General features: G+C 68.3%; 9 protein-coding genes and 1 pseudogene. 2 read left to right on the top strand and 8 right to left on the bottom strand.

Annotated elements, in window-relative coordinates; genetic code table 11:
• The first annotated feature begins 394 nt into the window (after nucleotides 1–394).
• Nucleotides 395–1,809 (top strand): annotated as a pseudogene (ltrA, locus tag HZB25_05605) (group II intron reverse transcriptase/maturase).
• Here the strand turns inward: ltrA and HZB25_05600 are convergent.
• The 4 genes from HZB25_05600 to HZB25_05585 all read right to left on the bottom strand — a co-directional run bounded on the left by HZB25_05600 (nucleotide 1,695) and on the right by HZB25_05585 (nucleotide 9,667).
• Complete coding sequence (locus HZB25_05600; protein ID MBI5836698.1) at nucleotides 1,695–4,367, bottom strand: serine/threonine-protein kinase; 2,673 nt, start codon at nucleotides 4,365–4,367, stop codon at nucleotides 1,695–1,697. The pseudogene ltrA and the gene HZB25_05600 overlap by 115 nt on opposite strands.
• A 551-nt stretch (nucleotides 4,368–4,918) precedes the next feature.
• A complete protein-coding gene (locus HZB25_05595) occupies nucleotides 4,919–5,452 on the bottom strand; it encodes a T9SS type A sorting domain-containing protein (protein ID MBI5836697.1) in 534 nt (177 codons plus the stop codon).
• A complete protein-coding gene (locus tag HZB25_05590; protein ID MBI5836696.1) occupies nucleotides 5,449–6,387 on the bottom strand; it encodes a hypothetical protein in 939 nt (312 codons plus the stop codon). Before HZB25_05590 ends, HZB25_05595 begins: the two co-directional genes overlap by 4 nt.
• Nucleotides 6,388–6,604: 217 nt before the next feature.
• A complete protein-coding gene (locus HZB25_05585; GenBank protein ID MBI5836695.1) occupies nucleotides 6,605–9,667 on the bottom strand; it encodes a protein kinase in 3,063 nt (1,020 codons plus the stop codon).
• A gap of 662 nt (nucleotides 9,668–10,329) precedes the next feature.
• Between HZB25_05585 and HZB25_05580 the strand changes: the two genes are divergently transcribed.
• Nucleotides 10,330–12,177 carry an amidase gene (locus HZB25_05580; protein MBI5836694.1) on the top strand — a complete coding sequence of 616 codons (1,848 nt, stop codon included), beginning with the start codon at nucleotides 10,330–10,332 and terminating at the stop codon, nucleotides 12,175–12,177.
• A 137-nt stretch (nucleotides 12,178–12,314) separates the two neighbouring features.
• Here the strand turns inward: HZB25_05580 and HZB25_05575 are convergent, their stop codons facing one another.
• The 4 genes from HZB25_05575 to HZB25_05560 form a co-directional block, all read right to left on the bottom strand.
• The gene (locus HZB25_05575; protein MBI5836693.1) at nucleotides 12,315–12,884 is read right to left on the bottom strand and encodes a hypothetical protein; all 570 of its coding nucleotides are present in this window, start codon (nucleotides 12,882–12,884) and stop codon (nucleotides 12,315–12,317) included.
• Nucleotides 12,885–12,908: 24 nt separating this feature from the next.
• Nucleotides 12,909–14,483 carry a T9SS type A sorting domain-containing protein gene (locus HZB25_05570; GenBank protein MBI5836692.1) on the bottom strand — a complete coding sequence of 525 codons (1,575 nt, stop codon included), beginning with the start codon at nucleotides 14,481–14,483 and terminating at the stop codon, nucleotides 12,909–12,911.
• Nucleotides 14,484–14,761: 278 nt separating this feature from the next.
• Entirely contained in the window at nucleotides 14,762–16,831 is a 2,070-nt protein-coding gene (locus HZB25_05565) for a hypothetical protein (protein MBI5836691.1), read from the bottom strand.
• 479 nt (nucleotides 16,832–17,310) lie between these two features.
• Complete coding sequence (locus HZB25_05560; protein ID MBI5836690.1) at nucleotides 17,311–18,018, bottom strand: hypothetical protein; 708 nt, start codon at nucleotides 18,016–18,018, stop codon at nucleotides 17,311–17,313.
• Nucleotides 18,019–18,160 lie beyond the last annotated feature (142 nt).

The raw sequence follows: 18,160 nt of genomic DNA, 5'->3' as shown, positions 1-18,160 counted from the left end.
GAAACCGGATAGAAGGCGATGCCGACCAGGGCGAGCGGGCCAGTGACCGTGAAGCTCTTGTGACCGAAGGTCGGTGGCGTAGATCCGGCGGTCGTGCAGGGAAGGCCAGTGCTCTTATCTGGGGAGATCTCGCTTTATGCCTGAAAGGGCGACGCAGCGATGCGGAGCGAGAAGTCAGCCGAGGCCGTAGTAGCGGCAGGGGTTGGGCCGCGAAGGGCCGAACAGAAGGGAGAGCGCGACGACCGCAAGTCTCAGAAGGGCCACGCGCCAGAAGTCCAGCCAGCAGCTGGAGCTCGCACTGGAGGCAAGGGGTGAAGCCCCCCATGGCTTGTGCAGCGGCGAAGCCCCGACGGTGGCAGACGGAACCGGACGCTCAGGGAGCGAGCCAAGCCTGATGGAGGCGGCGCTTGCTCGCGCCAACGCGATAGCGGCGTTGAAGCGCGTAAGGCAGAACAAGGGCAGTCCCGGGATCGACGGGATGACCGTAGGGGGCCTGACGGAGCACCTGAAGGCGAACTGGTGCTGCAGCCGCAGTTCGACCCCAGCTTCTCCGAACACAGCTATGGCTTCCGGCCGAAGCGGCGTGCGCACGATGCCGTGTGCGCGGCGCAACGGTACATACAGGAAGGCCGTCGCTGGGTGGTGGACGTGGACCTGGAGAAGTTCTTTGACCGGGTAAACCATGATCTGCTGATGGGGCGGCTAGCAAAGCGGATCGCGGACCGGCGGGTACTGGGACTGATCCGTCGTTACCTCGAAGCAGGAGTAATGAACAACGGGGTGGCGATGGAGCGGCACGAGGGGACTCCGCAAGGTGGCCCCTTGTCACCGCTGCTGGCAAACGTACTGTTGGACGAGGTGGACAAGGAACTGGAGAAGCGCGGACACGCGTTCTGCCGCTACGCCGACGACTGCAACGTGTACGTGCGGTCCCGGCGGGCCGGGGAACGGGTCATGGAGGCGCTCACGCGCCTCTACGCGCGGCTGCGGCTCCGGGTCAACCTATCCAAGAGCGCGGTGGCGCGAGCGTGGGAACGCAAGTTCCTCGGCTACAGCTTCTGGGTGGCCCAGGGACGAGCGATCCGGCGCCGCGTTGCGCCCAAGGCCCTGAAGACGATGAAGGATCGGGTGCGGCAGATCACCTGCCGCAACGGAGGACGGAGCCTGACTCAGGTCATCGAGGAACTGCGGGGTTATCTGACGGGCTGGAAGGCCTACTTCCGGCTGGCGGACACCCCCAAAGCGTTCCGAGAGCTGGACGAATGGATCCGTCACCGCCTCCGAGCCGTGCAACTGAAGCAGTGGAAACGGGGAACGACGATCTACCGGGAGCTTCGCGCCCGCGGACTCAACGCGGGGCAGGCCGCCCGGGTCGCTTCCAACGGCCGCCGCTGCCCAACAGCTACTTCACCGCGCTGGGGCTTCCCCGGCTGGGCGCCTGACCTCAACCTTCTGAACCGCCGGATGCGGACCCGCATGTCCGGTGGTGTGGGAGGGGGATCGCGGGACGAACCCACGACCCCCTATCCCGATTGGACGGAGTTCCGTGCCTGCCGTGTGCCGGTGCGCCGTCCGGGTGACGGGGCCCTCAGGAGGATGGACATGTTCGCCTCCTTCGGGGGGTGGGGCTTGCGAACGATATCCGGAGGATGGCACGTGCGACTGGAATGTCAGCAATGGTCCGGGGCGGGAGATCACCGCTTCCGGTGCTGCGCCAGCCAGTCCAGGACCACCGTCGTCGCCCCCACGTGGGCCGCGCCCTTGCTGGTCACCACCAGGAAGCGCTGGCCGTCCGGGGTCGCGACGTAGCGGTTTCGGTTGAGCGTCTCCGGCACCATGGCGGTGGCGTCGAAGAGCTTCTCCGGAAGGGAGAACTTCGGGGTCGCCCCGGGCTCGACCTTGACCGAGAGCATCTGCTTGCCCGCTCCCGCATAGAAGAGCTCGCGCCCGTCACGGCGCCACGAGGGCTCGCGCCCGCCATCGGTGGAAATCCGCCACTTGCCCCCGCTGTTCGGAAAGGTCTGAACATAGACCTCCTCCTTGCCGGACTCCCACGACACGTAGGCGAAGAGCCTCCCGTCCGGGGAAATCGAGGGTTGGTACTCGTTGAAGTCCGTGGCCACGAGCGGCCGGGGCCTCAGCGAATCCCCGGGTACGAAGGCCACCACGTCCCAGCGGCGCGTGGCACTCGGGCTGCGGGAGAAATAGAGCAGGACCCGCCCGTCGGGGGACCAGCCGCACGCGAGCTTCTGATCCGAGGAACGAAGGAGGAGCGAGTCCGTCCCGGGGCCGCCAAGGCGCCGCACGAACAGATCCGCCCCTGATTCCCCTTCCATGGTGAAGAGGACGCCGCGACCGTCGGGCATCCAAACCGGGTCGTACGTGTCCCGCTTCGCGAAGGTGACCCGCGACCCAAGGTTTCGCGACAGGTCCCACACCCAGATGTCCCCCAGTCCGCGGGCCGGATCGGTGATTCCCACCGCGAGCTGGGAGCCATCCGGCGAAAGAGCAGGGTTGTCGTAGTCGGCGAGGCCGCCCACGGAGCCAATGGTCTTGCCGCTGCGGTCCAGCCAGGTGAGCCCGCGGGATGCGACGCTCCCTCCCGACCGGTACACCAGCGTGCCCTCCGTGGAGGCGGAGAACCGGGCGCTGCCGATGGCGTCGAACTCCACGTTTTCGGCAACCGGGAACGGGTCACCACGGAACTTGCGGGTCCCGGCATCGAAGGGCTGCGCGAGGAGAGTCCCCTGGCGCACGTAGAGCATGTGCCCCAGGGTGAATTCCGCGCGCGACGCGGCGGGGCCGAGGGTCTGGGCCTGCAGGGATCCCAGCATCCCCACGCACAGCATCCGGCGCTCTCCCGGGCCGTAACAGACGAACAGGAAGTGCTTCCCGTCCGGCAGGAACTGCGGCCAGGCGGTGAAAGTCTCGCCCGCCTTGCGATTCACGGTGGTCGCGCCCGCGGGGATCCCGCCCGACGCGGAGACCCGCTGCACCGTGTCTCCCGTGGCTCCGTCGAAGAGGATGACATCCCCCCTGCCCCACGAGCCGTCGGAGCCGCGCGGCGCGTCACAGATCGTGAGCGGAGGCCCGCCCGCGATGTCGATCTTGTAGAGCTTTCCCCCCGCGAAGTACGCGAGGAAGCGGCTGTCCGGCGACCAGAAGGGCCGCGAAGCACCGTCGGTGCCCGGAAGTTTCTGCGCCTGCAGCGAGTTCATCTGCCGCACCCAGATCGCGGGCGTACCGCTCGAGTCCCCGGCGTTGAAGGCCAGCATGCGGCCGTCGGGCGAGATGCGGGGCAGATCCACGAAGCCGACCTGGGCGGGTGGAGTGAGCTCGAAGATCACCGGCTTCGCTGCCGGCCTGGGGCCCAGCCTGAGGACGAGCAGGACGACGGTGGCCAGCGCGGTCACGCCACAGAGGGACCACGCCAGCCGCTCGCGGCTGCGCCGGCGTCCGGCCAGCACGGCGGGCACCCCGGCCTGCGAGCCGCCCTCGGCGATCCACTGGAGCTGCAGCTTGACGTCGTGCGCGGTTCGCAGGCGCTCCTCGGGGTCCTTCGCCAGGCACCCGCGGACCAGCCGCTCCAGGCCCGGCGGGGTGAGCGGCGAGACGTGGGAGATCGGCTGCGGTTCGGACGACATGATCGAGGAGATCAGCGAGGCCTGGCTCTTGCCCCGGAACGCGCCCTGGCCCGTGGCCATCTCGTAGAGGATGCAGCCCAGTCCCCAGATGTCGCTGCGCTCGTCCGCCTCCTTGCCCTCCAGCTGCTCGGGTGCCATGTACTGGTAGGTGCCCACGATGCTGCCTTCGGCGGTCAACGGCTGCGCCATGGTGGGCGATGCGGTCAGTGCGGCCATGCTCACGCCGCTGCCGGGAGCGCCCGCCAGCCCGGTCTCCCGCGCCAGGCCGAAGTCCATGAGCTTCGCGCCGGAACGAGTCAGCATCACGTTTCCCGGCTTCAGGTCGCGGTGAATCACGCCCTCCCGGTGCGCCCGGTCCAGCGCGTCCGCGATCTGACCCCCGAACCTGAGCACTTCCGGCACCGGCAGGGGCCCCTTCGCCAGCCGGTCCGCCAGCGTCTCCCCCTCCACCAGTTCCATCACCAGGAAGTCCGTGTCGCCATCGCGGCCGATGTCGTGCAAGACGCAAATGTGGGGATGATTCAGGGAGGAAAGCGTCTTCGCTTCACGCTCGAATCGCGTGCGGATCTCGGGGTGGGCGGAGAGGTGCTGCGGAAGGACCTTGACCGCGACGTCGCGTCCCAGCCGAGTGTCACGGGCGCGGTACACCTCGCCCATGCCACCTGCTCCCAGCGGGCCAAGGATTTCGTAAGTGCCAAGCCGGATTCCGGGGGCGAGTGTCATGATGGGGGCTCCTGGGCGAGAGTCTGGAAGGGAGATCACTCCGCCCGGCGGGCATCAGCCATACAAGGCCCCAACCAGGCGGAGAACCTGATGTCGGGCGCTCACGTGCATGAAGGGTATACCTAGGTATACCACCACTGCAAGTCTGCTCTGGCACACTTCGGCACCCTCGGCGCGGAGGTAGATCCCGTTGGCGAGGCCGCTCCCCTCCCAGCCCACCTGGTGGCGTCCGGCTTCCCGCCACCCCTGGGCCAGGGTGGCGACGCAGCGGCCTTGAAGGTCATGGCGGCGGCCGCGGTCACCCGGAAGACCAGCGGGCCATGGAGGCTCGTCGAGCCCAACATCGTCCACTACGCCTGCAGAGCCTGGCGCTGACCTGCTCTTCCTGCGCCAGCGCCGGAGCGGCAGCGACGGCGAGAAACAGAGCCGGGTGGATCGCTGAGGACCGCATCGAGGCACCTCCCCGGGTGAGGGTTCTCGCCGGGGTCCGCCCGGGAGTCCAGCAAGATTGCGCCCCAACCGGGGGATCGGACAAGCGCCACGAGGATGATCTACCTGACCAGGACGATCCGCCGCGCCCCGACGAACTGCCCGTCCACAGTGACGCGCGCGAAGTAGACGCCCGTGATTCCCCCGGGGGCGTGCCAGTCGAGACGATGCGAGCCGGCAGCGAGCTGTCGCGAGAAGCCGCCGCGGACCTTGCGTCCCGCCGCGTCGTAGACCGCCAGTTCCACGTTCCCCGCATCGGGCATGCTCAGGGCGAACCGCACCGCGCCGCGGGCCGGGGAAGGCTGCGTCGGGCCCAGCGTGAGCCGCCGGGGCGCACCCGCGCCGGGCGGCAGCGGCACCCCCACCACCTGCGAGCCGGCGTAGCACCAGAAGCCGTGACCCAGACGGAGGTCGGGCCCCGCACTCAGCCCCACGGCCCCCTGGCCCGCCGTCCCCTGCAGGACGACGCCACCGCCCGAAGCCGGCGCGCCGCCGTTCCCCAGCACACCCCTGACTGCCTGGCCATGGGCGGGCATGGCCCCACCCCCGAGGACCAGGAGTGCGAGCGCGAAGGGCCAGGAGGTGGCCGTCCTCACTTGCCGCCTCCCATCCGGGCACGGGAGCGTGCGGCCTTGCTCTGAGCCTGCTCCAGCTCATGCCGGGCCCGTCGCGCCTCGGTCTCGGATCGCAACGCGCGCAGCTCGAGCTCCCTCAGGTCCACGAGCGATCCCGGCGCCAGCGGAGGCGGCGGATTCGCGCCCGGGTGCAGGACCTGCCCTGCCGCGAAGGGTCCCGGTCCGCCCGGAGCCGCTATCACGGAACCGTAGGAAGTCGGCACGAACAACGCCGTGATGGTGGGATTGAACATGTAGGGAATGCAGCTGCTGAAGTTGGCGTTGCGGCCCTGGAGGTAGAAGGTGTACGTGCCCGCCGGTTTGAAATAGGTCCGGTGGAGGGACACCGGCATGTAGCCCTCGTTGGTGAGCCCGGGGCTCGCACCGCCGGCGAGGAAGTAATGGAGACCGTCCTGGGGCGCGTGCGAGGTCTCCGAGATCTGGACCCCCACCCACGTGTAGCACAGGATCACCAGCGTGGCGTCCGCGGTGACCACGATGTAACCCGGGGCCGGCGTGTTGATCGTCACCGAAAGGGCATTCGCGTAGTTCGGATCTCCCGCGCCCCCGATCGTACCGTAATTGCTGGTGTTCTGAGCGATGCCGGGCGCGTCCACGAGGCTGTTGGAGTAGAGGGTTCCCGGCGGCAGGGGCGTCTGGACCGACAGCGCGTAGGGCGCGGAGGCCAGGGGAATCCGCGGCTGCAGGGCCGCACCGCCGTCCACCGCCACCTCCAGCCAGTACGGTTGATCGAAAGGCACACCCAGTGGCGTGACGCTTCCAAGGGTCACGGAGAAGTAGCCGCGGGTCACCTGGACCCCGGTCTGCGATTCGCTCCAGATGGAGACGCCGCCCACGTCGGACGGGTAGAGTTCGAACACGAGATCGTGGGGGCCGTCGGGCAGCGGGGAACCCAAGTTGTCCGTGAGGACTCCCTGGTAACTCATGGTCTGGGGAACGGCAGCCCTTGAGACGGATGTGACGAGCGCGGATGCAGCGAGGCAAAGGCACAGCAGGGCAGCGAGGCATCTCGGGGCGGGCTTCACGGAACCTCCGCGGATCGTGCGAGAGACAGGAACGTCGGTGCGGCGGCCCCGCGCCAGGGATGGCGGTCAGTGCAGTCTTGGAATCCTCCTACCCCGCGACCATCGCCAGAACCGCTGCCGGCGAGAGGGCACTCGCGTTCGCCACGAGCCCTTCCAGCCTGCCGTGCGGGATGGACGCCTTGAGCGCCTCGATCCGTCCGGCGAGGCCCGGATCCATCGGGTGGGCGATGACGACGCCGGCGCGCTCCGACAGCGCGTGCGCGGCCGCGGCGATCGCCACGGCTCGCTCGGTGCGGGCCCGGGCGGCCTCGACCGCGGCGAGTCCCAGGAGCGCGAGCCCGGTCCCGCGCGGGCTGCCGACCCCTTCGTACGCGTGGACGGCCAGGACGAACGAGTCCTGCGCCGCGCGCGCATCCGCGGCGGCCAGCGCGGTCCAACCCATCTCGCAGTGCACGCGCGCGATCTCGGGATGATCGCCCACCGCCTCGAGGGACGCGAGGGCCTCGTGATAGAGCGTGAGCGCGCGCGCATGATCGCCCTTTGCGAAGGTCATCTGTGCGAGGAAGCTGAGTGCCACGCCGCCGCACTCCTGGTCATGGATGCGTTCGTGGATCCGAAGCGCCTGCTCCACGAGCGCCATGCCCGGTTCCAGACTTCCCGTCGCGAAGAGCAACATCCCCTTGAGGGCCATCGAGAGCGCATGCAGGAAGTCGCTCACGCCGCCCGCGCTGCGCGCGATGGCTTCGTCGAGCGCGGCCGAGGCCGCCTCCATCTGCCCCAGGCTCAGTTTGCAGTAGCCCACACCCATGATCCCCTCGGCCGCGGCTTCGTCGTCCCCGGCCGCCTTGCCATCCTCGAAGCCGCCCGCCCATTCCCCGAGTGAGCGTTCCCACTCACCGGTGGTCGTGGAGACCATCCCGGCCGCCAGCCGTGAGCGCGCGCGGCCCCGGCTGGGCGGGAGATCCGTCGCCAGGGCGAGCAGCGCGTCCAGCATGCCGCGCGCGGTAAAGTGCTGGCCGCCGATGTGCCACACCCAGTTCATGTGTCCGCAGACCAGCAGCCCCTTCTCGAGCGCCGCCCTGTCCCCCGCACGCGCGCAGGCGGTGAGCCACTGGACGGCTGCCAGTATGTTCGCGTAGTCGCCCCGCGCGCGCGCCAGGGCCTCCAGCTGCCCCGGTGCGCGGATGCCCGCGGCCACCCCGGCCGTCAATCCCAGGCAATAGTCGGCATGGGACTGGCGGATGGCGTCCACCTCTCCCCCCGCATGAAGTTGCTCGGCGGCGAAGGCGCGGATCGTCTCGAGGAGCGCATAGCGCCCGTCCGAGCCCGCCACGCGCACGAGCCCGTTCTCCACCAGGGCGTCCAGCTCGTCGAGCGCCCGGTGCCGCTCGTCCTCGCCATAGCAGACCTGTTCCATCGCCTCGAAGGTCCAGCCTTCGTGGAAGACCGAGGCACGGCGCAGCAGCCGTTGCCCCGCCGCGTCCAGGAGCGAGTAGCTCCAGCTGATGGTCGCGCGCAGTGTGCGCTGGCGGAGCGGCAGGTCGCGATCGCCCGAGGTCAGCAGGTCGAGGGCGTGGTCGAGGCGCTGCAGCAACGCGGAGGGCTCCAGGACCCGCAGGCGGGCCGCCGCGAGCTCGAGTGCGAGCGGCAACCCGTCCAGGCGCCGGCAGATCGCGGCGATCGCCCCCGCGTTGGAGGTGGTGATCGCGAATCCGGGCTTCACCTTCCCGGCGCGCTGGACGAGGAGTGCGACCGATGGGCACCCCTTCAGCTCCTCCGGCGACGTCGCGTCCGTCGCCGGGAGTTCGAGAGGCGGCAGCCCGAACTCCGATTCCGCGCCGATCTTGAGCGGGGCCCGGCTCGTGGCAATCACCTGCAGCGAGGGGCAGCGGGAGACCAGCGTGGCGATGTCGCCGGCGGCCCCGAGCACCTGCTCGAGGTTGTCGAGCAGCAGGAGCATGCGGCGGTCGCCGATGACGGTGCAGAGCGCATCGAGCGCCGAACGGCCGTGCGCCTCGGCGATGTCGAGCGCGACGGCGACGGTGGGCAGCACCTCCGCCGGCGCCGTGACGGAGGCGAGCGAGACGTAGGCCGCGCCACCGGCATACGCGGGGGCCAGGCGGCGGAAGAGCTCGATCGAGAACCGGGTCTTGCCGGTGCCGCCGTAGCCGGTGACAGTGAGCACGCGCGCGCCACCGCCGAGGCGAGCTGCGGCGGATTCGAGCGCCTCCCTGCGGCCGAGCAGCGGCGAGGAGGGCGCCGGTGGAGGCTTCAGGAACGCACCCGCCTCCCGTGGGAGCCCCACACGACGCAGTTCGTCGCCAACTTCATGGGCCGCCTGGAAACGGGCTCGCGGGTCCTTCTCGAGGCAGCGGGCGATGATGCGGTCCAGGTCGGCGGGCGCGTCGCTGCGGATGCTCGCAACGGCCTCCGGGGTGTCGCGCAGGATCGCGGAGCTGATCACGCCGGTCGTGGCGCCGTCGAACGGCCGTCGGCCCGTGGCCAGCTCGTAGAGCACGATGCCGAGGGCGAACAGATCCGTGCGGCTGTCCACCGCCTCGCCGCGCACCTGCTCCGGGGCCATGTAGGGCACGGTGCCCATGACCTGCCCGTCGGCCGAGAGGGGTTCCGCGAGGGTTGCGGTCCTCGTGAAGTCAATGTCGGAGGGTGGTGTCTCGAGCTTCGCCAGCCCGAAGTCGAGCACCTTCACCCGCCCCTCGGGCGTCAGCATTATGTTTGCGGGCTTGAGGTCCCGGTGCACCACGCCCTTCTCGTGAGCCGCCGCCAGCGCGTCCGCGAGCGCGATGCCCAGCGCCACCACGCGCGCGACCGGCAGCCCACCCGGGGCGACGTGACGGTCGAGCCCCTGGCCTTCGACCAGCTCCATGGTCAGGAACCGGGTGCCATGGGCGTCCTCGACGGAGAATAGGGTGACGATGTTCGGGTGGTTGATCGAGGCGACCGTGCGGGCCTCGTGCTCGAACCGGGCCAGGCGGCCGGCGTCGGACGCCACGTCGGCGGGAAGCACCTTCAGCGCCACCTCGCGGCCCAGGCGCGTATCGCGGGCGCGATACACTTCGCCCATGCCGCCGGCGCCAAGGGGCGCGGTGATTTCGTAGATTCCGAGGCGTGTTCCGGGGGTCAGGGACAAGAGTCCCTCATCGGTGGGCGGTCAGGCACAAGGTCACTGCCGCCATCAGTTGATCACGGCCACGCGAGCGCCGCGGACATCGCCTCCCTGGCTGAGCCGCACGAAGTACACGCCGGAAGCCAGACTGAGCCCGGAGGCCGGGTTCGCGAAGTGCTCGTGTCGCGGAGGAAGCTCCCGGAGAATTGGTTGCCTGCCGCTCCCAGGCCGGCATAGCCCTGGACACCCTCGAGGGCTGCTCCGGGGGCAGCGATCTGCGCGGGTAAACCGCTCTCAAACCCGGTGGAGAAGACCGAGATCGAAGCCGCAGTTCGGGGCGAGGCGAGCAATCCAGGAGCACACAGCAGGAAGGCGAATCCGGCAGCCAGGCCCGGGGCGAAGCCACGGTTCACGCCCGGGGTGGCATGTGTGTCCGGGCGCGGAAGTGTCGTACCTGTATTCATGGCGGATGATCCTCCAGGAATGCAGAAACCCCCTTCAATTCAGGCCTGAAACCTGTCCCCATGGATGCAGGCGAGTGACAAAGGATTCAAACCTTCGGCAGCCTGGGTCCCGCTGTCACCGGTCGGAGCGCGTCGCGGGAGGGATCGCCCCGGATTCTGTGAGAAAGTCGGAGCGTGGGCTATACTGGCCGGCAAGCTCGGATCGAGCAGGGAGGAAACGTCATGCTGGATCGTCGCAGCTTCGTCAGGTTGTTCATGGGTCTGGGTCTTGGCGGCACGCTGCTTCCGGGTGTGCTCTGGGCGCAGGCACAGTCCGCCAAGGCGGATCGAATCACGCGGAAGATGATCGATGACGCTTCTGAAATCGCCGACGTGAAGATCTCCGATGAGCACAAGGAGATGCTGATCGAGAGCCTGAACGACGCGGCCAAGGGCTACGAGGCCATCCACGCGCTGCACATGCCCAACACCATCGAGCCGGCGATGCGTTTCGATCCGGTGTTGCCGGGCACTCCTTACGAGACGCGGCGACGGCCGCTGCGGGCTTCGGCCGCTCCCGCGAGCGGCGTGCCGCGGGATCCGGAGGCCCTGGCCTTCGCCAGCGCCCGCCAGCAGGCCGAGTGGATTCGCACCCGCAAGTTGTCCTCCTCCACCCTGACCGCCCTCTACCTGGAGCGGCTCAAGCGATTCGATCCACGCCTGAAGTTCGTCGTGACCCTGACCGAGGATCGGGCGATGGCGCAGGCACGGGACGCGGACCGGGAGATCGCCGCGGGACGGTACCGTGGACCGCTGCATGGCCTGGCCTGGGGGGCCAAGGACCTGCTGGCCGTGAAGGGCTACCCCACCACGTGGGGAGCCGGAGGCTTCGAGCAACAGGTCCTGCAGGAAGACGCCACCGTGGTGAAGCGGCTGGACCAGGCGGGTGCGGTGCTGGTGGCCAAGCTCACGCTGGGGGCGCTGGCGATGGGTGACTTGTGGTTCGGGGGCCGGACGCGCAGTCCCTGGAACCCGAAGCAGGGCTCCAGTGGATCCTCCGCGGGCCCCGCTTCCGCGACCGCCGCCGGATGCGTCTCCTTCAGCATGGGCTCGGAGACCCTCGGGTCCATCTCCTCCCCCTCGACCCGGTGCGGCGTCACGGGCCTTCGCCCCACGTTCGGCCTCGTGCCCCGGACCGGAGCCATGGCGCTGTCATGGAGCATGGACAAGCTGGGCCCGATCTGTCGGACGGTTGAAGACTGCGCCCTGGTGCTGGACGCGATCCACGGACCGGACGGTCGGGACCGAACCGTCGGAAATGCCGTGTTCAACTGGAACGCGCGCCTGGATTGGAAGGTGCTCCGTATCGGGTATCTGAAGGGAGACTTCGAACGCAAGCCGGGCACTGGCGACGAGGCCGCCGCTGCTCCCGAAGCCGGGGCTCCGACGCCTGAAGAATCGAAGAAGCAGGAAGAGGCCAGGAAGCTGCGCGAGGCGGCGCGAGCCCGGGGCGAGTACGACCGGCGTTTCACCGACGCGGCCCTGGAGGCGATCCGCCGGATGGGGGTGCACCTGATTCCCGTCGAACTCCCCGAGCTGCCCTATGACCCGATGGTGCAGATGCTGCTTGCGGAGGCCGCCTCAGCCTTCGACGAGCTGACACGCAGCGGGAGGGACAAGCTCCTCACCGCCCAGGGCAAGGATGACTGGCCCAACGCGTTTCGGGCCGCGCGTTTCATCCCCGCGGTGGAGTATATCCAGGCGAGCCGGGCCCGCCGGATGGCGATGGATGCAGTCGCCGCGGCGTTCGGGAAGGTGGATGTCGTCGTCGCGCCGACCAACAGCCAGCAACTGGTCGTCACCAACCTGACCGGCCAGCCGGCACTGATCCTCCCGAACGGCTTCCGTGGAGATGACGCCCCGCCACCCCCGTCCAGCGAAGAGGGCGCGGAGAACAACTTTGGCGGGCCGGGCACCCCGACGAGCCTCACCTTCCTGGCGAACCTGTACCAGGAGGCGAAACTGCTGGCGTTCGCGCGGGCATACCAGGAGGCGACGGGGTTTCACTTGCGCAGGCCGGCGCTGGGGTGATGGGCGGGCCTCCCTGGGCTTCCCGCCGATCGACGCTTCCCTTCAGCTGGCCGGGGTCGTCCACTCACCGAATGGAGCGGCCGTCCCCGCGAGGGAGACGGCCGCCGTGATCGGGTCCCGCTGCAAGTCACTTCGCGCTAGCGATAGTCGCGCTTCAACCTGCCCCACGTCATCGGGGCCGTCGGGGTCAAGTCCATGATCTCCACGGTGACACCGGGCTCCGAGCCGCCGGACACCACGATGTCGTAGTTCTGCGGGCCCGGGGTCGTGCTCCCGGTCCAGTTGAACGTGGCCGTGCAGATGAGCTTGTTTCCGGACGTGATCATCGCGCCACTGGAAGTGGTCCTGTAGCGAACCTTGTAGTTGTAGTTCGGCGCGACCGGACCCTGCTGCAGGACGGTCCAGCTCGCCGGCATCGTGCCCGAAACGAAGTGCGCCAGGTCCAGGTTCGTGGAGTTGAAGAACGCGTAGAAGGTGCCCAGCGTCCCCCCCACCGTGGACTTGTTCATCACCTCGTATTCGTAACGCCACTGGTTGTTCGGGGGCACGTTGCTTCCCGGTGGCAGGGGCGCGTTCGAAAGCACGCGCACCGGCCCGCCGGGAGTCAGATGGTACAGACGGTAGTAGGCGTCACAGACGTTGCCCGCGCCCGCGACTGCGGGGAGCGCCAGCAGCGCTGCGGCCAGAAAGACCATCCGAAGCTTCACGGTTCCCTCCTCGTACGAACCCGCCTAGCGCATCACGGCGAACGATCGACTGCGCATGCCCTCCGGGGCGGTGAGTCTGCAGTAGTATACCCCCGACGCCACGGAATTCCCCGTGTCGTCCCGGCCGTCCCACGTCACGCTGTAATTGCCGGGCTCGCGCCCGCCGCGTGCCAGGACGCGCACGTTTCGCCCGGTCACGTCATACAGGCGCAGCTCGACCGGCCCGGACCGGCTGACCGAGAAGTTGATGCTCACATTTGTGCCGCGCGCCGGGTTCGGGTACGGGGCGGCCAGGCCGAACTGCACGGCCACCGCCGGGCCCACCGGATTGCGGTACGTGATGACCCGCGTGCTGGCCGGCACCATGCCGGAAGGCACCGGGCGGCCGTTGTTGATGATGTCGGCGATGGTCTTGGCGGTCTCGTCGTTGGCGACGTTGGCGTCCGTGATCAGGTCGTTGGCGTAGGTGATCGCCTGCGAGACGGTCGCACCGTTCGGGCTGATGACCTGCGTCTGCGAGATCTTGCCCGACACCACGTTGAGAAGCAGGGCGAGCATCTGCTGCTTGGCACGGTCGAGCATCGTCCCACCCATGTTCACCGTGAGCAGCTGCTGCATCTTCTGGAGTGTCGTGCCCCCGCTGCTGGGATCGTAGATGATCACCGGGTTGACGATGTTCTCGTTGAAGTGCTCCACGATCAGGTCGACGAACCGGATCATGTCGCTCAAGGTCTCCTGCGCCTTGCCCTTGCCGGTGAGATAGACGTTCACCTGGTGCTTCCAGTAGCCGATCGTGCGGGGTTCGGCCGTGATGCTGATGCACGACGTGGCGAAACTCGCCGTGGCCGAAACGGCGTCTCCGGTCAGGCTGACCGTCTGGACCTGGGGATCCGCCACGTATCCCAGAGGCGTCACGATGACCACGCGATACTCTCCCAGGGGCAGGCCCGGGAATTCATAGCTCCCGGACGCGTTCGTGCCCATGGTAGCCACCAGGACGTCCAAGCCGTTGTCCACGAAGAAGAGATCCACAGTGATGCCCTGCAGCGGCGGATTCGCACCTCCGCAGGCGCCCGTCACAACCCCGGTGATGCTGCCCAGGGCGACGTTCGTCTGGCCGCTGTAGGCCTCCCCATTGCTGGCCTGGGCATGTTGGGCCGAGGGAAGCAGGTCTGGCCCCGTCCAGTCGAACACCACCGAGAACCCGGAGAGGCCCGCCCCCAGCGCCAGGGGGTCGGGGGGCGGACTGAATTCGTAGTTCCACTCGATGTACCACTGTCCGAACTCGTTCTTCGCCTGGACATACACGTCGTTCCAGCCGGCCGGCGCAGCGTAGGAGACGAGCGTCGCGTAGTCGCCCGTGGGAGCGAAGGGCTCCGTCGGCGAGGAGTTGAAGAACACGCGGAACGCTGTAAGGCCGTAGGCATCCTCTGTGTTGGTGAGCGTGTAGTCGTAGCGGTAGCGCTGGACCCCGCCGAACGTGCCCAGGTACGTCAGCGCGGCATCCGCGGTGAAGCCCGTCTGGGCCACTGCGGGGATCGGCTGAAGCATGGTGAGGGCAAGGAGGCAGGCCGACACGAGACTGGGGGTGTGGCGCACGGTGCATCCCTCCGTAGCTGTGGCCGCGTGGGCCGGGAGGTAGCTAGTCCCGACGGGGCCGGGTAGGAAACACTAAGTGTCTGTGTTACTTGGCGTTGTATCCCTATGGCTGCATCTCAAAGTGCGCGGCCAATCGTGTGCAATGAGTGAAATTAGCACACCCTGGCATAATATGTCAAGAGGTACTGATCGTTCGGCGTACTTCCCGGCAGGCACCTGGCAAGGTTGCCCAACCGCAGCGGGAATCTGTCGGCGAGCGTTTGCGGGGCGGTTCGGAGTCAATCCAGCTTCACGACCCGACGGGTGCGCTTCACGCCGGACGCTTCGAGCCGCAAGAAGTAGATCCCTGAGGACAGCCGGGCACCGCGGGGGTCTCTCCCATTCCATCCGGCCGAACCCGTGCCAAGCGGCCGAGGTCCGTCCACCAACCTGCACACTTCCCGGCCGGTCACGTCGAGTACCCGCAGGCTTACCCGGCCCGGGCGCGGTTGCGTGAATTGGATCCGCAGCGGCCCGGTGAATGGGCTCGGGGCCGCCGCCAGCCGGACCTCGTTCGGATCCTTCGGGCCTCCGCCCGGCACACCCACGACGGCTCCCCGCTCGATCTCCTCGCGCGCCCACACCGCGTTCTCCGGCGTGATCAGCACGTGCTCCTGGTTTGCGGGCGGATAGTAGACGGTGTCGAACGGCGTCAACGCCACCAGGCCCGGCGTGCCCGCGACGTCGAACAACGGATTGCCGGTGGTGAGGCCAAGCGCGCTCACCGCGGGGATGAAGCAGTGGGCCGGGTGGAGCGCGACGATATCCCCGAAGGGCGCCTGGGTCGTGTCGAGTTCCAGCATGGAGGCGCGCCATCCCCCCGGTGCACCGTCCCATGGGAGAGTTCCGCCCACATTCACGGTCTGGCTGGTGGTTGAGAACAGGATCCGGGTGCTCCCGTTGAAGATCGTCTGCGACGCCGCGTCGGGCACCGCCCACACGTTTCCGGTGATCGCGACGAACAGACCGTTGTACTCGTAGCGGATCAGCTGCGCCCCCGGCAGGAAGCCCTGGTTCTGCTGCATTCCGCTGCCGTTCGCGATCGCCACCCGGCGCGTCTGGACCGGGTATCCGCCCACCGCCGCGAATGAGGCCTCGAGCGAGTCCCGCATGGGGTCGGGCTCCCCCGTGGTCCCGGGCGAATCCGTGAAGTGGTAGAGCAGCATCTGCCTGGCCGCGGGTCGCCCGAGGACCTGGAGGAACGCTGCGGCGTCCGCGGACTGCCCGGAGAAGAACTTGATCCAGTACTGCAGACCCAGCGGAATGTCCGCTCCCGCCTGGGGCCCGTCGAAGGAGATCCAGGTCCGCACCCGGTGCGGAATGCCGTGCGACTCCATGTAGGCCAGCGCGTAGCGCGAACACAGGCCACCCATGCTCGCCCCCACCAGGGCCAGGGTGGCCTGCGGCGCGACCCGCGATTGCACTTCCTGGAGCAGCTCCGCGACGAGAAGCCCGTTCTCCTCCACCGCAAGCGTCGCGTCCGTGAAGTTGAGGACCACCGCGTCGTAACCGTCCGCCCGCAGCGTCTCCAGGAGGTTCTCCCGGTTGAGCAGGGCGTGGAGCTCGTCCCAGTTCATGCTGTTGTCCGAGTCGAAGCCCTCGATCATGACCACGGGATTGCGAAGCGCCCCGTGGCCCGGTGCAAGGTACACATAGGCTTCTCCGGTGCCGTACTGGCCACCGAAGGGAACCGTGGCGGTGACGTGGAGCGTGTCGTCGGGGGTGGGCGTGGCGAGGGCCGAGACGTCGAAGGTGAAGCGTGAGGTCGCAAGTGAGCCGTCGGCGCGGGCAAGGTTCAGGCGCAGGATCTTCCGTCCGGGTTGCGCGTACCGAACGTGAATCGTCTCCCCGATTTGAACCGGCCGGGGGCCAAGGCCGTCGGCAAAGTCGATCGTGAGCGCTCGCGGCGGAGAGGCGTCGTGGGTGAAGAACAGGGCGGCTTCGAGGACGAACGTGACGTCGGCGCCCCGGTACGTTCGGGGTGCCAGCGCAGCGGCCGCGAACGCCCGGGCCTCAACGAGCGGCGAGCCGTGGACCGCGACCAGCCGGCCGCCAATCACCTGCAGCGTGCCGTCTCGGAGGGCGTCCGGGCGCACTCGCTCGAAGCGGCGGTCGAAGACCGCGAGCGGGATCTCTCCCCTGCGTTGTGCCTCGCGGGCCTTGGCGTCGAGCGCGTCCAAGCTCGGCCCTGTGGCCGGCGCGATGGAGGCCCGGCGCAGCTCGTCGTAGGCCTGACGCCAGGTGGCCAGGTCCACGACCGGGCTTGCGGGGCCTCCGTCCATGCGCTCGAGGTGAGCCAGGGGCAGCACGCGGTCGTAGAGCACTCCCGTTCGGGAACGGCTCTCGAGCGGGCTGAACGCGTCATCCCACGACGCGGGAAGCGACGGGCCGGCGGCAACAGGCGCGGCCAGAGCCACGGAGAGGAGTACGGCCAGCAGCGGGCCACGCGCGGGTCCGGAACGAAGTGGGCGCAGAGGCAAGAAGGTCACCCCAGGGTCAGAGATCGGCAACCGCTGTAACGGAAGCCCGACGATACCGATGGAGAAGTAGTGAGTAGAATGCGGAGCCTTGTTCGAAGCGTCAAGCAGCGCTCTCGCACTTGATCCGTGTGTGCGGTGGGCCTCGCCGTGGAATGTACTGCGTTCGCGTTACTGTGCTCCTCTCCCGCCTGGCGGCGGAGAGCCGCATAGGCTGCGGCGATCCCGCCGGCCACACAGGAAGGTCCCCGCACAGCGAACCGTGCGGGGACCCGGGCCGTTGAAGAAGCTGGTCGCGAGGCCGCGGACGTCTAGCGGAAGATCGTCCGGATCTTGCCCCAGGTCGTCGGGACGATCGGGGTCGTGCAGTCGATGTTCACCAGGATGTCGTTGACATCTCCCCAAGTGCCGAACTGGTGCGAAGCGTCAGCGAGCCCGCACGTCGCGTTGAGGAATGCGGGATAGGTCGCAGGCTTCGTGAAGTACGGCGTCTCACCGACACCGAACCCATTTGCCATGGCAAACCGGAGGAGGCACCCCCCCGAGAACGTGCCAGTCGTCACGGCGGTGAAACTCGAGCCCATGGGAATCCCACCGCTGAGGAAGACCTGGCTGACGGCCTGTGTGGTCTGCAGGGTGCCACTGCCGGAGCCCCAGCCGACCGACGGGGCGGTGAACAGGGTGAACGTGCCGCCGTTGAAGGTCTGGTGGTACGTGATGGTGCCGGTCTGCGTGACCGGGTTGAACAGCGAGCTGTCAGGCGGGACCGAAGTCACTTCCACACCACACGTGATCACCCACTGGGTACCCAGGGTCGAGCCACTCCAGGACTGGCCGTTGAAGACCTTCGGGTTGCCGGAGTTCATGAACTGGCGCGATGTTGACGCGCGGCCCACGAGGACATTCCCGCCGCGGCTCGGCGACGAGTAGGTGCCGGTCACGGGCGCTGCGGCCACGAGAGCCGGGGTCAGAAGGGAGATCGCGCACAGGGCGGCGATACCGACAGTAACGTATTTCATGTGACCTCCTACGAGAGGGAGCGGATGGGACCAAGATAGTCCCATGCAGGAGAGACTAATGACAAGAAGTTCCCAGATAACGTAGCACGGAGCTCCTTCAGAGGCAAGTGAGAACTCGCTAGCCGCGGCTCAATCCTCGAGT

The sequence above is a fragment of the Candidatus Eisenbacteria bacterium genome (assembly GCA_016235265.1).
In the GTDB taxonomy this organism is placed as follows: Bacteria; Eisenbacteria; RBG-16-71-46; order RBG-16-71-46; family JACRLI01; genus JACRLI01.
Note: the sequence above shows the minus strand (reverse complement) of the source record. Positions and strands in the feature narration are given on the sequence as shown.